Source organism: Sorangium sp. So ce119, from assembly GCF_051524405.1.
Classification (GTDB): domain Bacteria; phylum Myxococcota_A; class Polyangia; order Polyangiales; family Polyangiaceae; genus Sorangium; species Sorangium cellulosum_G.
Genome location: NZ_CP150311.1, coordinates 943,916 through 958,957, shown reverse-complemented (window position 1 = coordinate 958,957; position 15,042 = coordinate 943,916). Strand labels below are relative to the sequence as shown.

The 15,042-nt window shown below is 75.5% G+C and carries 8 protein-coding genes; 6 read left to right on the top strand and 2 right to left on the bottom strand.

Going from position 1 to position 15,042, the window contains the following annotated elements; translation table 11 throughout:
- Window positions 1-110 precede the first annotated feature (110 nt).
- From WME76_RS47950 to WME76_RS47935, 4 genes are all read left to right on the top strand, one after another.
- Window positions 111-1,901 (top strand): hypothetical protein, encoded by a 1,791-nt coding sequence (locus WME76_RS47950; RefSeq protein ID WP_437962916.1) that lies wholly within the window; start codon window positions 111-113, stop codon window positions 1,899-1,901.
- Complete coding sequence (locus WME76_RS47945) at window positions 1,898-2,887, top strand: 3D domain-containing protein (protein WP_437962915.1); 990 nt, start codon at window positions 1,898-1,900, stop codon at window positions 2,885-2,887. Before WME76_RS47950 ends, WME76_RS47945 begins: the two co-directional genes overlap by 4 nt.
- Window positions 2,888-3,034: 147 nt before the next feature.
- Window positions 3,035-5,860, top strand: coding sequence for a protein kinase domain-containing protein (locus tag WME76_RS47940; protein WP_437962914.1), 2,826 nt, complete (start codon window positions 3,035-3,037; stop codon window positions 5,858-5,860).
- Entirely contained in the window at window positions 5,857-10,074 is a 4,218-nt protein-coding gene (locus WME76_RS47935; RefSeq protein WP_437962913.1) for a DnaJ domain-containing protein, read from the top strand. The genes WME76_RS47940 and WME76_RS47935 overlap by 4 nt, the downstream gene beginning before the upstream one ends.
- A gap of 61 nt (window positions 10,075-10,135) precedes the next feature.
- Here WME76_RS47935 and WME76_RS47930 read toward each other — a convergent pair whose 3' ends face one another.
- Entirely contained in the window at window positions 10,136-12,019 is a 1,884-nt protein-coding gene (locus WME76_RS47930) for a S41 family peptidase (RefSeq protein WP_437962912.1), read from the bottom strand.
- A 443-nt stretch (window positions 12,020-12,462) separates the two neighbouring features.
- On the opposite strand from WME76_RS47930, the gene WME76_RS47925 reads away from it, so the two are divergent.
- Window positions 12,463-13,302 (top strand): sigma-70 family RNA polymerase sigma factor, encoded by an 840-nt coding sequence (locus tag WME76_RS47925; RefSeq protein ID WP_437962911.1) that lies wholly within the window; start codon window positions 12,463-12,465, stop codon window positions 13,300-13,302.
- A gap of 73 nt (window positions 13,303-13,375) precedes the next feature.
- Here the strand turns inward: WME76_RS47925 and WME76_RS47920 are convergent, their stop codons facing one another.
- Window positions 13,376-14,209: an MBL fold metallo-hydrolase gene (locus WME76_RS47920; RefSeq protein ID WP_061615851.1), complete on the bottom strand. Its 834-nt coding sequence runs from the start codon at window positions 14,207-14,209 to the stop codon at window positions 13,376-13,378.
- Window positions 14,210-14,496: 287 nt separating this feature from the next.
- On the opposite strand from WME76_RS47920, the gene WME76_RS47915 reads away from it, so the two are divergent.
- A complete protein-coding gene (locus tag WME76_RS47915) occupies window positions 14,497-15,042 on the top strand; it encodes a YdcF family protein (RefSeq protein ID WP_437962910.1) in 546 nt (181 codons plus the stop codon).

Below are 15,042 nucleotides of genomic sequence, written 5' to 3'. Positions count from 1 at the left end.
CCCCGGCGCCGCGCCTCGGCCGCGGCGCGCCGCGGTCCCGCCGCGCCGCGCCGTCCGGCCATTTCGCAGGTTCGTGGTCGCTCGCGGCAGGAAGGCGCTACGGTTCGTTCGTGATCGTGCATCCGACCTCCTTCCTGCGCCGCCGCGCCGCCGCGGCGCTCCTGGCCACCTTCGTCGGCCTGAGCGCGGGCGCGCTGGGCTGCAAATCGCCGGGCGCGCCGGCCGACGCCGGCGTCGTGGGCCTGAGCCCCGTGCCCGCGCCGGTGGGGCTCGTCGCCGAGGCGTTCCTCCCGACGCCCGACGCCACGTGGGCCAAGGTGCGCGCCCTCGTCGGCGGTTCGGCGGCGCTCCTCCCGGGCAGCGCCGGCGCCCTCACCGCGTCGCTGCTCGGCCTGCCCATCGCCGTCGCGTCCGAGATCGACGGCAGCGTGCCGGTGCTCGGCGCGGCCGTCGAGGCCCCCGACCGGCCGCGCCCCCGGGTCGCGATCGGCATCCACGTGAAGGACGGCGGGCGCCTGATCGACCAGCTCACGCGCGGGGAAGGGGCGCGCTTCCGCGCGGCGCCCGACGCGGCGACCTCGATCGCGCTGCTCGAGCCGCTGCAGGGGACGAGCCCGACGGCCCTCGGCGTCCTCGGCAACTACCTGCTCGTCGCCGAGAGCGCGGGCGATCTGACCACCGTGGGCCCGTATGTCGCGCGGACGATGCCGCAGGCCCAGGTGCCGAAGGAGGACCTCGCGGTCGAGATCCCGCGGCCCGCGATCGAGGGGCCGGTGCTCAGGGCGGCGCGGAGCGCCTGGGACCAGGCCCGCGGGCCCGACGGCGCCCCGCGCCCCACCGCGGTCCCGCTCGCCCCGGCGGTCGAGGGCGCGCTCGCGATGCTCGGCGATCTCGAGCGCGCGCGCGTCACGCTGGTGCTCGACGAGAACGCGCACCTGCGCGTCTCCGGGACGCCGAAGGCCGGGGACGGCCCGGCGTCGAAGGCGTCGACCGATCTCGCGGTGGGCGACGTGAAGCCGCTGCTCGAGCTGCCCGCGGACGCGCTCGCCGGGATCGTGGTCCGCGATCGGGCCGCGTCGCGCGCCGAGAACGTCCCCAAGCTCGTCGACGCCCTCGCGGGGCTCGTCGAGGGCGGCCTCCCGCCCGCGGAGCGGGAGCGGCTCGGCGCCGTCATCCGCGCGGCGTCGGACGCGCGCGGCGACTGGTTCGCCGGCGGGCTCCGGTTCAACGAGGCAGGTCCCACGGCGTTCGTGCGCGCCGCGGTGGGCGACCGCGCCAAGCTCGAGACCGCCGTCCAGGATCTCCTCGGGATCGGGGAGATCCAGCCGGTCAGGGCCGCGCTGCAGCGGGAGGGGCTCCGGATGTCCACCGGCAAGGCGGAGCTCCCGCAGCTCGAGGGCGAGGTGCGGCGCGTGCGGTTCGAGCAGACCGCCGCCGCGGGCCAGCCCGGCGCAGGCCAGCCGCCGGCGCGCAAGGGGCCCGCGGGCGCCTCGGCCGACAAGCGCGGGGCCGGCGCGCCGGGCGCGTCGCAGCCGCCGCCGACGATCGAGCTGCTCTACATCGTCCGCGACGACGGCCTGTTCGCGTCGGTCGGCAACGACCCGGCCGCGGGGCTCCGCAGCGTGGTCGCGGCGCCCCAGGGCGAGCGCCTCGGCGGGGTGCCGGCCATGAACGCCGCGCTGGCCCCGCTCGGCTCGGACATCGCGTTCGCGCTGGTGGTCGATCCGCTGCGGCTCGTCGCGAGCCGCCTCGGCCAGCCGGGCGCGGGCGATCCGGCGCCCGTGGTGATCGCCGCCGGCGCCGCGCCCGCTGCCGCCGGCGCCCCCGCCGCGCTCTGGGCGCGCGCCGACATCGCCGCCACGGCGATCCGGGAGCTCATCCGCCTCGGGGGCGTCTTTTGACGAGCGCGGCGCGCGCCGGCGCGCTCGCGGTCCGCGGGCTCCATGCGCTCCTGATCGCGCTCGCCGCGGGGTGCACCGCGAAGGCGGGCGCCGACTGGGTGCACGACGGATCGAGCGAGCCGCGGATCGCGCGCGGCGGCGGCGGCTGGCTCCACGCGCCCGCGTCCGACGACGGCGGCCGCGACCGGGGCGCCGGCGCTGCGGGCGATCCGCAGGATCGCGCGCGAGCGCGCGTCGCCGGCGCGCCAGGCGAGGCGCCGGGCGATCGGCGCGGCGCCGCGGAGGCGGACCTCGGGCAGGACGGGCCCGCGATCCTCGTGCGCGAGCACGGACGGCCCGCGCGCGCCGCCGACGCCGCGCAGGCGGTCCGAGCGACGCGCGCGACGTCGACGACGCCGGATTCCGGGCCCGGGCTGTTCCGGAACACCTACTACGACTTCCCGACCGAGGGCGACGGGCCGAAGGACGCGGCGCTCTACGACGCGGCCTGCGCGCCGCTCGCGAGCGTCCCGCGCGCGTTCCACGACCAGGTCTGCGTCCAGGGGAGCGGCCGGCTCGCCTCGGGCGACACGGTGAGCTTCGCGCGGCGTGGCTGCGCGTGCGCCGACGTCTGCCCGCGCACAGGCCAGCAGGTTTGCTTCGAGCGGCTGGACCCGCGGCGGTTCCCCTACGGCCGGGGCGCGACCGGGCGCCCGATCACCCCCCTGCGCACGGTCGCGGTCGACTCGAGCGTCATCCCGCTCGGCACATCCCTCTACGTGCCCGAGCTTGTCGGCCTGCCGCTCCCGGGCGGGGGCCGTCACGACGGCTGCTTCGTCGCCGAGGATCGGGGCATCAAGGTCGTCGGGCGGCAGATCGACGTCTTCACCGGCGATCCCGCGGTCACCGCGCGCCTCAACGCCCTCTTTCCGTCGAACCGCGGCGTCCGGCTCGTGCTCAACGACGCGCGTTGTCGGGCGGTCGTCGCCGCGCCCGGGCCCTCCTGACCGGGCGCCCCGCCCTCGGAGCGCCGGGGGCCGGGCGAGGGGCCCGCCGACGGTAAGGTCGGCCGCCCTCCCGCGCGAAATGCGCGTGAAATCCGGAGCCTGGTGAGGGCGCGGAGGTGATACGATTTGCCGCCTTCCGGTGGCCAAATGACCTCACGCGGCGTCATCCCCGAGTCCGTTTTCCCTCCGCCCTCGGAGGTCACGGACGCGCCGGACGAGAAGCAGCGGGCGCGCGCCCGCGTCGGGATGACCGTCAAGAACAAGTGGCGGATCGACGCCCTCCTCGGCGTGGGTGGCATGGCCTCGGTGTACGCCGCCACGCACCGGAACGGCTCGCGCGCCGCGCTGAAGATCCTCCACGCCGAGTTCGCGCGCGACGTCGGCATCCGCGAGCGGTTCCTGCGCGAGGGGTACGTCGCCAACAAGATCGATCACCCCGGCCGGGTCGCGATCCTCGACGACGACATCACCGAGCAGGATGAGCCGTTCCTCGTCATGGAGCTGCTCGACGGCGAGACCGTGCAGCAGCTCTGGAAGCGCAAGAGCCGGAAGCTCCCCGCCGCGGAGGCGCTCTGGATCGCGGGGGAGGTGCTCAACACGCTCGAGAGCTTCCACGCCGAGGGCATCGTCCACCGCGACCTGAAGCCCGCGAACATCTTCATCACGAAGGACAACGCGGTGAAGCTGCTCGACTTCGGCGTGGCCAGGCTGCGCGGCGCGCCCGGCGACAAGACAAAGGCCGGCACGGCGCTCGGGACGCCCTCGTTCATGGCGCCCGAGCAGGCGATGGGGCTGACCGAGGGGGTCGACGGCCGGGCGGACCTCTTCTCGATCGGGGCGACCCTGTACGCGGTGCTCAGCGGCCAGCGCCTCCACCAGGGGCGCTCGGACAACGAGGCGTTCATCCTCGCCGCGACCACGCCGGCGCCCTCGCTCGCGCGGATCGCGCCCGAGCTGCCCGCCTCGGTCATCGGCCTCGTCGACAAGGCGCTCGCCTGGGATCGGCGCAACCGCTACGAGTCGGCCGCGCAGATGCGGCAGGAGGTGCTGCGCCTCCTCGAGGAGCTCGGCGCGTCCGCGCCTCGCCGCAGCGCGCCGCACAGCACGCTGCGCCCCCCGCCGGACGACTCGCCCACGGCCGTCGGGCTGCGGCCGCCCGAGGAGCCCGCGCCCGAGGAGGAGCTGGGCGACGCGGAGCCGGACGACCCCGCGGTCGCGCGGCTCACCGAGGTGTTCCGCCGCGTGGAGCGGCTGCTCCCGGCGGTGCGCCACTACGGCTGGAGCCATCCGGACGCGGACAACAAGCTCCGGGCGGCCTTCCAGGCGATCGTGGAGGCGCTGCGCGCCGACGCGAACCTCGTCCACTGGGCGCTCTCGCCGTACGCCTTCGAGCACCGCCGGCGCACGGTCTGGGAGCCGTCGCACCCGCTGGATCTGGTCCCGTACAACCTCTTCGCGGCCGGCGTGCGGCGCGTCCAGCTCCTACCTGGCATCACGGAGGACGAGCTGCGCGCGCTCTGCGAGGTGCTGCTGCTCGATCCGCTGCGTGACCTCGCCCCCGAGGACGACGTCGCGGCCGCCCTGTGGGAGCGCCGCCTCGAGCATGTGCGCTACGACGTGGTGAGCGTCTTCGTCGAGGGCGACGCGGCCGACCGCGAGCAGTTCTGGCACGAGGCCGACGACCTCGAGGGCATGGCGCGGCGCGCCGCCGAGGAGAAGGCGAACCGCGCCGAGGCGGCCGCGATGGTGATCGACACCGACGCGGCCGCGCTCAAGGCCGCGCGCCGCGCCGCGAGCGCGCTCGCGCTCGACCCCGTCGCGCAGCGCGCGCTCGGCACGCAGCTCGTGCTCAGCCCGGACCGCTGGAGCGAGCGCTTCGTCGAGGTCGTGGCGGACGCCTTCCTGAACGCGAAGCGCTACCAGGACGTCGAGCTCGTGACCGAGCCGATGGCCGCCTCGGCGCGCGATCTCATCCTCGCGCGCCGCTTCGACACGCTCTTCGCGATGCACGACGCGGTCGAGAAGGCGCTGGACGCGCTCGCGCCCAGGCAGCAGGGCGGCGCGCTCGCGGCGGAGTTCACCCGCGGCATGTTCCCGCCCGACACGATGCGGCTGCTCCTCCGCGAGGCCACGCGCGTCCTCATGACGGGCACGCCGGGCGCCGCGGCGCCGCCCGCCCCGGTGGATCTGGATCTCGTCGCGCAGCGCCTCGCGCCGGTGCTGCAGCGGCTCGGCCCCGAGTACCTGCCGGTCGCGATGGAGGTCGTCGGGCAGGTCGGCCACGAGGCCCTGCGCCGCGCGCTGCTCGGCCACCTCGAGCGGACGCTGCCCGGGCACGAGGAGGGGGTCGTCGACGCGCTCATGACGCTGGATCTCGACGTCACCCGCCCGATCCTCAAGATGTTCGCCGCGTCGCGGACGCCGGGCGCCCTGGGCGCGCTGAAGCGGCTCTCCGGGTGCGCGAACGCGGCGCTCCGCTGCGAGGCGATCGCGCACCTCGCGACGAGCCCCGAGCAGATCAGGGACGAACTGCTCTCGCTCGCCGAGTCGGCGCCGCCCGACGTGCGCGTCGCGGCGCTCCGCACGCTGGCGCACCACCAGGTCCGCGCGGCCGGCCCGCTGCTCGTCCGCCGCGTGCAGGACAGCTCGTTCCATCAGCTCACGCTCGACGAGCGGCGCGAGTTCCTCGGCGCGCTCTACACGCTGAACCCGGCGCGCGGCGAGTCGGTCGCCGTCGAGCTGCTCCAGCGGCACGGCCTGCTCGCGGACGACGCGGCGGAGCAGACGCGCTGCCTGTCGGCGGAGCTGCTCGGCCGCGAGGCGTGCTCGCAGGAGGCGCTCGACGCCGCGCTCGCGGCCGCGAAGCGGCGACCCTGGAACAGCCAGCCGCTGCGCGACGCCGCGACCGCCGCCGCCGAGGCGATCGCCGGGCGCCTCGGCAAGCGGATCTCGACGACCGGGGAGCTGCCGTGACCGCGCCCCAGATCGACGTCATCAGCCAGAACATGTCGGAGAACATCCGGCGCGAGCAGGCGCGCGATCTCGCCGCCAGCGTGGTGCAGGCGCTCTTCCGGTTGGTGAAGCTCTCGACGCTGCACTCGATCGACAACCAGGCCATGGTGCGGCAGGTCGAGGAGACGGTCTCGCTGATCCAGGACTTCGGCCAGCGCTCCGGCCACAACGTCTCCATCCTGTTCACCCGCGGCTCGGTCTTCGTCTCCGGGCAGCTCCTCAAGGCGAACCGCGCCGTCTACGAGGGCGCGCTCGAGCTCGGGGACATCCTGGCCCGCTGCGGCTACTCCGAGATCGGCGTCGCCAAGGACGTCCGCGCGAGCGACCTCTACGCGCTCGCCTCCGCGCTCGCCGAGGCCCTCCGGAGCAGCAAGCCGGCGCTCGTCGACCGCCCGGCGCCGCGCGTCCGCCTGCGCGCCGTGGACGAGGCCGTGCTCCGCCGCGAGGTCTCGATCGATCGCGAGGGCGACGAGGCAGCGGCCATCGTGCGGACCTACGCGACGGCGATCGTGATCATCCGCCGCTTCTACGACGACCTGCGGCAGGGCCGCTACACGCTGCGGCAGGGCGTCAAGCGCATCACGCAGCGCCTCGTCGACCTCTCCGCGAACGAGACACCCGCCTTCCTCGGCGTCACCGCGCTGCGCAACCAGAACCACGACGACGCGGGCCGCGCGGTGAACACCGCGATCCTGAGCCTCGCGATGGCCCGGCAGATCACGAGCGACGTCGTGCTCCTGCAGCGGCTCTCCATGGCGGCGCTGCTCTTCGACACCGCGCGGCCGCGGCTCACCGGCGCCGCGAAGAGCGGCGCGGGCGGGCTCGTCCCGCAGCTCAGCGAGCAGCAGGACGCGGACGTCCCCGCGGGCACGGCCGCCGTGCTGACCGCGCTCGGCCTCGTGAACGAGCCCAGCGTGATGCGCACGGTGGTGGCCTACGAGGCGCACTGGGTGCGGCGGCAGCCGGCGCTCGGCCCGGTCTACCGCGGGCTCCGCCAGCCGACCTTGCAGGCGCGCATCCTCGCGACCGCGCGCGCGTTCAACGACCTGTTGACGGCCGCGCCCGGCGAGGCGCCGCTCTCCGCCGACGAGGCGATCGCCAAGCTCGAGCAGGAGGCGGCCGATCCCGCGGACCGCACCGTGCTTCGGCTGCTCGTCGGGGCGCTCGGGATCTTTCCGACCGGCACCCTCGTGGAGCTCTCGACCGGGGAGGTCGCGCTGGTCGTCCAGACGCCGTCGCACCCGGCCCGCTACTCGCAGCCGCGCGTCCGGCTCGTGCTCGACGCCTCGGGCGGCCCCATCGCCGCGCGCGCGCTCGAGGTCGATCTCGCGGAGCGGCCCCGCCAGGGCGAGCCGACGCGGCACATCCGCCGGATCGTCGCGACAAGCGACGACCCCGCCGTCGCCTCGATGCGCGCCTACGCGGCGGTCCAGGAGGCGCCGCAGGCGTCGCACCGCGCGCCGGCGAGCGCGGCGGACCCGCCGGCGATGCGCACCATCCCGGTGCCGCCGCCGGCGTCGCCCCTCAACCACCTGCGCATGCCGCCGCTGCAGCCGATCACGCGGCCCTCGTCGCCCACGCTGCCGATGACCAGCGCGCCGGCGGGGCGGAGGACGCAGCCGCGGCCCGGCGACGCCGGCCGCGGGCCCGCGTCGTCGCCCGACGCCGCGCAGCTGCCCGACGACGGCGGCGCGGAGGCCAGGATGCTCGCGGACCTGCCGCCGGCGCCGTCCGGCAAGCGCTCGCCGACCTTGCGGCCGGGGCGCACCACGGCGCGCTGGCCCGATCCACCGCAGCAGCAGGAGCCCGCCGCCGCGGAGGACCCGTACGCGCTTCCGGGCGCTCAGCGAGAGGAGTCGTGGTCCGTGCAGACAGACAGCGAGCCTGACGAGGTCCCGGAGGAGAGCGCGCGCTCGTCCACGCCGCGCACGCGCGGCTGGGGAGAGCAGCCGCCGCGGCGCGATCGCAGCCCGGAGTCCGAGCTGCCGCCGTCGGCCATGGCCGGCCCGATCGCCGTGCTGTCGCTGCCGGCCGATCCGCCGACCGCGGAGGGCACGCTCGCGCGCACGCCGCTCGTGCACCTGCTCGTGTACATGCTCGACCGGCGCCTCACCGGCACGACGTGCTTCGTCGACCCCGACGGCGTCCGCCACGGCATCTTCTTCAGCGACGGCGTGCCGGCGAAGATCTGGACCGGGACGATCATCGCCCCGCTCGACCGGGTGATCGTCGAGCTCGGCCTGCTCGACGAGGCGACGCTCCGGGAGACGCTCCGCGACATCACGAAGCGGCGGGTGCTGCACGGCCGGCTGCTCGTCTCCCGCGGCCTGCTCGACCGGGAGACGGTCTTCGCCGTGCTCCGCCAGCAGCTCGTGCGCAAGCTGGTCGCGCTCTACGACCTCTCGCCCGCGACGCGGTACGCCTACTACGACGGCCAGAACCTGCTGTCGTCCTACGGCGGCCCGGAGCTCATCGGGTGCGAGCCGCTCGCGGTGATCATGGCGGGGGTCCGGCTCCACGCCGACGATCCGCTGATCGACGCGACGCTCGATCGCATCCAGAGCCGGCCGCTCGGCCTCCACGTCGAGGCCGAGATGAAGCGGTTCCAGCTCCACCGCGACGAGGCGGCCGTGGTCGACCTGCTGCGCACGCGGCGCATGACGATCGCCGAGCTGGTCGGGGCCGGCGTCGCGCAGGAGCGCGTCGTGCGGCTGACGATCTACGCGCTCGCGATCACGCGGCACCTCGATCTCGGCGCCCCCGGCCGGCGCCCCGTGGGGCTCGGCCGCGACCGCGCGGCCGGCGCTCCCCCGGCCGACGCGGGGCAGGCCCCGCAGCGCGAGCCGCCCGGCGCGGCGGCGCGCTCGCCGCGCCCCACCTCGGGCTCGACGGTCCCCGGGCCGCGCCCGGCGCGCGGCGAGGCCGAGGGCCGCGCATCGCCGAGGCACCCCGACGACGCCGCGGCGCCGTCGAGCAGGCGATCGGGATCGCCGTTCGCCGAGCCGGTCGCGCCGCGCCGAACGACGACCGCGCCGCCCCCGTCCGCGGCGCCGGAGGCGCGCGGCGCCGCGGGCTCCGGGCCGGCGGCGTCGTTCGAGCCGCGCGCGTCCGGCGGCGATCCTGGCGGCGCGCCCCGCGGCGCGGATCCGAGGGCGCCGAAGCCGCCGCCGGCCGCTCCCGGCGCCCGCGCGCAGCCGCAGCCGCAGCAGGCGCCCACCGTGAAGATGGCGGTCGTCGGCGCGGAGGGCAGGGCGGCGCGCGGGGGAGGGCGCGCCGAGGCGGCGGCGCCTCCGCCGCCGGCGCGCGCCCCCGAGGCGGCGAGGCCGCAGGCGCCCGCGAAGCCGCAGGCGGCCGCGGCGCTCGCGCCGGATTTCCCGCCGCTGCCGCGCGCCGGGCTGAGCCCCGAGCTCGCGGCGCGGCGCGCCGACATCGAGGCGCGCGCCGCCTCGATCGACGGCGAGAGCTTCTTCGAGATGCTCGGCGTCGCGGAGGACGCCCCTCCCGAGCGCGTGCAGGGCGCCTACTTCGCGCTCGCCAAGCAGTGGCACCCCGACCGGACGCCCCCGGAGTTCCAGGACGTCAAGCCGCTGGTCGCGCGCGTGTTCGCCCGCATCAGCGAGGCGTACCAGACGCTGAGCGATCCGAGGCGGCGCGCCGAGTACCTCCAGGGGCCGAAGGAGGCCCCGTCGCCCGCGGAGGACGAGGAGAAGATCGCCCGCGTCGTCGACGCCGCGCTCGAGTTCCAGAAGGCCGAGGTCCTGCTCAAGAAGAACGATCTCGTGGGCGCCGAGATCCGCGCGCGGCGCGCGCTGAACGAGGACCCGGAGCAGCCCGAGTACATGACGCTGCTCGCATGGATCCAGGCGCAGCGGCGCGGCGAGCCGCCCGCGCTGGCGGAGGGGGCCACGAGCGCGCACTACGACGATCTGATCCAGACGCTCGACGCCGTGCTGCAGAAGGAGCCCCGCTACGAGCGGGCGCTCTTCTACCGCGGCATGCTCCTCAAGCGCTCCGGGCGCGTCGACAAGGCGATCCGCGATTTCCGCCTGGCGGCCGAGATCAACCCCAGGAACCTCGACGCCATCCGCGAGGTCCGCGTGCAGGAGATGCGCAGCCGGACGACCAACGACCCGACCCCCGCGGGCGGCCTCCTCGGCAAGCTCTTCAAGCGCTGAGCGCGCCGCCAGCGCTCGCGCGCGCCGCCGCAGAGGCCCGCGCGTCCACGTCGGCCGCGCGTCAGCGCGCCGCCGCGCGGACCGCGCCGAGCGACCGCAGCGCGCGGCAGACCGTGTCCTCGCGGCAGGGCCCCACGCGCCCCGCGTGCGCCGGCCAGGGCACGTCGCGCACGCGGTGGAGATCGCGCACGTCGGGGCCGCGCCACGGGCCGAGCGCCCGGTCGACGCGCGCCTCGCGCTCGTTCGTGGCCGGCAGCGAGAGCTGCACCTGCGGCACGATGCCGACCTTCTGCACCGGCGCGCCGTCGGGCAGCGCGTAGAGCAGCGTGGTGAGCCGCAGCACGCCGACGTGGGCGTCGTCGTCGAGGTACTCCTGGGCGCACCCCTTGCCGTAGGTGCGATCGCCGATGACCACGCCGCGCCGGTAGCTGGCGATCGCGCCGGCGATCATCTCCGCCGCGCTCGCGGAGTCGCCGTCGACGAGCACCGCGAGCGGCCCGCTCCACCCGCGCTCCGGCGGGACGTCGGGCGAGCGCTCCACCTCGACGCCCCCGTCGCGGCGCCGCATCGGGAACAGCGGCACGCCCGGCAGGAACAGCCCGAGCGCGGCGATCGCCCCGTCGGTCGAGCCGCCGCCGTTCGCGCGCACGTCCAGCATCACGCCCCGCGTGTCGCCCTGCGCCCGCGCCCGGGTGAGCGCCGCCGCGACCCTGTCTCCGAGGTCGTCCGGCACGTCCGGGATGGTGATCACCGCGACCTTGCCGTCGCCGTACCGCACCACGTCGAGCGGCAGCTCCGAGGGCCCCGGCTCTGCCGGCTGCGGCCCGGTCGCCTGCGGCGCGACGGTCAGATCGAGCGGCGCCGCGGCCCCGCGCCGGAGCACCGCCACGCGCGCGGTCGTCCCGGGGCGCACGTCGGCGAGCACGGCGAGCTGCTCGGCCTGCTCGACGCTCATGCCGGAGATGGGCAGGTCCTGGATCCGGAGCACCACGTCGCCGTCCGCGAGCGGCGCGAGCGCGCCCCGGTCGATGCGCACGCCGATCGCGGTGCGCGTCATCTCCTGCCACAGGCGGGCCGGCGGGTGCGCCTCGAGGTCGAGATCGTAGATGGAGACCTCCTCCTCGAGCGGCGCCCACGCTCCGTGCGCGTCGAGCTGCGGCACGTACGCGCGCACCGCCGCCGCGATCACCGCGCGCGCCCAGCCTTCGTCGCTCATCGACGGCGCCGTGCGCTCCCGCACGGCGTCGGCGTAGCGGGCGAGCGGCTCGCCGAAGCGCGCGCGCAGCCCGCCGACCTCGCGGCCGAGCTCGCGCGCGAGGTCCCGGGCGCTCCGCGTCACCTCGCCGTCCTCGAACGGCGCCGAGGACATCAGCTCCCACGCCGCCGCGAGGGTCGCGGGCGGGCTGGCCAGGCCGCGCTGGTAGCCCTCGCCGAAGATCCCGTCGAGCTCGCGCGACCACCGGGCGAGCTCCTGACCCACGCGCAGCGCCACGGGGCACGGCCCGCTCCCCACCGGCGCATGCAGCTCGGCCAGGAGCGCGGCGGCGTCTCGCCGCAGCGACGCGCCCACGGGAGCGTCCGGGGCGACCGACCACAACCCGTGCGGATCCAGCCAGTCGGAGGTCGCTTCGGCAAACTTTGCGGGATCGACGTGGAGCGGCGGGGCGGCCAGCGTGGTGCGGGCCTGGGCGATGATGGCGCGCGCCTGATCGCAGCCGAGCGAGGTCGGCGCCCCGGTCGGCACGGCGATGCCGCGGTCGAGCGCGTTGGGGTCGCAGCCGGCGCCGTCGATCTCCTCGTCCGCCGGCGACAGGGCGTGGAGCAGGGGCCGCGCGATCCCGCGCTGCGCCTTCGCGAGGGGCGGTTCGGCCTCGCGCGAGAGCAAGGCGAGCGTCGCCAGGCTTGCGGCGATGCACGCGACGGAGCTCGCGACGCGTGTCCTCACTGCTCTCCGAATACCACGACGCCGGGCGCAGGGGCAGGGGCGACCGCGGCGGCGACGAGGACCGGCGCGCCTGTCATCGTCGCCGTCGCCGTCGTCATCGTCGCCGTCCTACCCGCGCCCGCGCGGGCCTCCTGGGCGGCGCCGGCGGCCCTGCCGACCCCCGGGCGCCGGAGGCTCGGCGCTGGTGTCGTCCGCTTCCGCCGCTCGCGCGCCGTGGATCTGGGCTCACCGCCGCGCATTCGTGCTCCTCCGCTTTCCCGCAAAGCTTTCGCGTCCCTCCAAGGATCCGAACACGTTGCGCATTCCAGCGCAAAAAAAGGCGATTTCCTAAGGTTTATCCCGGCATCCCGCCTGCATCTGCCCCGGTGCCGCCCACCGGCTTGCAGGGGTCTCCCAACCCAGTCCTCCTTGATCGGGCGCGCGCGGCGGAGAGCAAAGAGACCATGAACACCACCTGGGATCGCGCGGCATTCTCGGCTTATCGTACAGAGCTCGCGAACTACGCCACCCTGAGCCCGGAGGCCGAGCGGGAGCTCGCGCTCCGCTGGCGCGCTGGTGATCGGGGCGCGGGCCGGCGCCTCATCGAGGCGTGCTTGCCCTTCGTCATGACGATCGCGCTCGAGTACCGGCGGTGGGGGCTCCCGATGGAGGACATCGTCCAGGAGGGGAACATCGGCCTCCTGAAGGCGGCGGAGCGCTTCGATCCGGACCGCGGCTGCCGCCTGGCCACCTACGCGGCGTACTGGATCCGGGCGGAGATCCGCGAGCACGTCGCGCGGGGGTACCGGATCGTGCGCCTCGGCTCGTCGAAGAGCGAGCGCCGCGCGCTGCGGATCTACCGCAAGACGCACGAGAAGGACCCGGCGGTGCTGGCCGAGCTGAGCGGCCTGACGGAGGAGCGGGCGACCGAGCTGCTCCCGCTGCTCATGGCGCGCGACGTCAGCCTGGAGCGCTCGCCGACCGAGGACGGCGTGGCCCCGGTGGATCGGCTCGCGTCGAGCTCGCACACGCCGGAGGAGGAGGCCTGCGACGCCGACGAGCGCGAGCAGCTCTCGCGCGCGCTGCTCCAGGTCGTGAACGAGCTATCGCCGCGCGAGCGCCGCATCATGAACCAGCGCTGGCTGACCGACAGCCCCGTGACGCTCGAGCAGCTCGGCGCCGACTTCGGCGTCAGCAAGGAGCGCGTGCGGCAGATCGAGGAGCGCGCGAAGAAGCGGATGCGCGCCCGCATCGAGGAGATCACCCGGGAGCCGAACGGGGAACCGATGGCGAAGAGCGCGTGACACCGCGGCGGCGGCCGCGCCCCCTGCGCGCCCCGCGGGGGCCGTCCGCCGCGCGACGCTCGTCGGAGAGCGCCTAGATCTCGATGACCGTGCCCTCGCGGGCGGCGATGGTGTTCGGGAAGAGCTCCCGGGCGCGCATTTCCTTCTCGCGCACCATCGCGTCGGTCTGGTTCGGGTCGTGGTGGTGCAGGACGAGCTGCTTGGCGCCGCACGCCTTCGCGAGCTCGCAGCCCGCGACGAACGTGGCGTGACCCCAGCCCGTCTTCGGGCCGCCGCCCACCTCGCCCGCGTACTCCTCGGGCGTGTACATGGCGTCGAAGATCAGCACGTCGGCGCCCATGGCGAGCTTCTTCAGCTTCGGGTCCACGATCGCGTAGTGCTCGGAGTCGGTGATGTACACGACGACCTTGCCCTCGTGCTCGACGCGGTACGCGTACACGCCGTTCGGGTGGTTGCCGCGCGCGTTGGTCACGCGCACGTCGTCGTTCGGGCCGATCGTGACCACCTCGCCCTCGTAGAGATCGCGGAAGGTCATCGCGGCGCCCATCTCCGTGAGGTGCACCGGGAAGCTCGGGTAGTCCATCTGCCCGGCGAGCGTCTCCTCGAGCGTCCGGGAGACGTTCAGGCCGCCGTAAAGATGTATCTTGTTGCCGCGCACGAACGCCGGCGTGAAGAAGGGGAAGCCCTGGATGTGATCCCAGTGCACGTGACTGAAGAACATCCAGGCTTCGAAGGGCATCTCCTTGACCAGATCCTGGCCGAGGAGACGGAGCCCCGTCCCGCCATCGAGGATGACCAGCGTCTCGCCGGCACGAATCTCGTAGCAGCTCGTGTTGCCGCCGACTTCGACCGTGCCTGCACCGGGCGTGGGGATGCTTCCGCGAACCCCCCACATCTTGATCCGCATCCTGCCTCGCTCGCTGAACCCCGCCCGTTTCAAGGTAGAGCTATTAGATTCCGAGCGCGGGCAGCGTCAAGCCGCCTGGTGCTCCGGGAGCAAGGAAGGTCGCAGACGTGGAGACCTGGCCGGGGGAGCAGGGGCACGGCGCCAATGTAGTTGCGGGGTAGTCGCCGGCCCCGCGGCGGCCCGCGGAGGCGCCCGAACAGGCGGCGGCGCGGGCGAAGCGCGGGCGGCGGCGCCGGCGAAGCGCGGGCGGCACCGAACGCCGCGGCCGATGGGCTATGGTCGGGCCCATGCCGCTCCAAGCGGACGCCATCGTCGTCCTCGGCTGCAGGATGCTCCCGTCCGGGCGCCCGGCGGCCCCCGGCGCGCGCCGCGCGGCGACCGCGGCGCAGGCCTACCGCGAGGGGGTCGCGCCGCGGGTGATCGCCAGCGGCGGGCGCCGCTGGGGCGCGCAGATCGAGGCGCGCGTGCTCTCCGCCGAGCTGCGGCGCGCCGGCGTCCCGGCGGAGGCGATCGTCCAGGACCTCTGGTCGCTGACGACGCACGAGAACGCGATCTTCAGCGCGGCCCTCCTGCGCCGCATGGGCGCGCGACGGGCGGCGATCGTCACCTGTCCCTGGCACATGGCGAGGGCTCTCCAGAACTTCCGCGAGGTCGGGATCGACGCCTGCGCGCTGCCGTCGCCGCACGTGAGCGCGCCGGCGGTTGCGCGCGCGTGGCAACGCGGTCACGAGGTGGTCTCCATGTGGCTCGACGCGCGCGCGATGCGCCGCCGGCGGATCCTCAGCGAGAGCGCCGACTGGCTGCTCGACGCCGCCCGGCAGGGTGAAACGTGA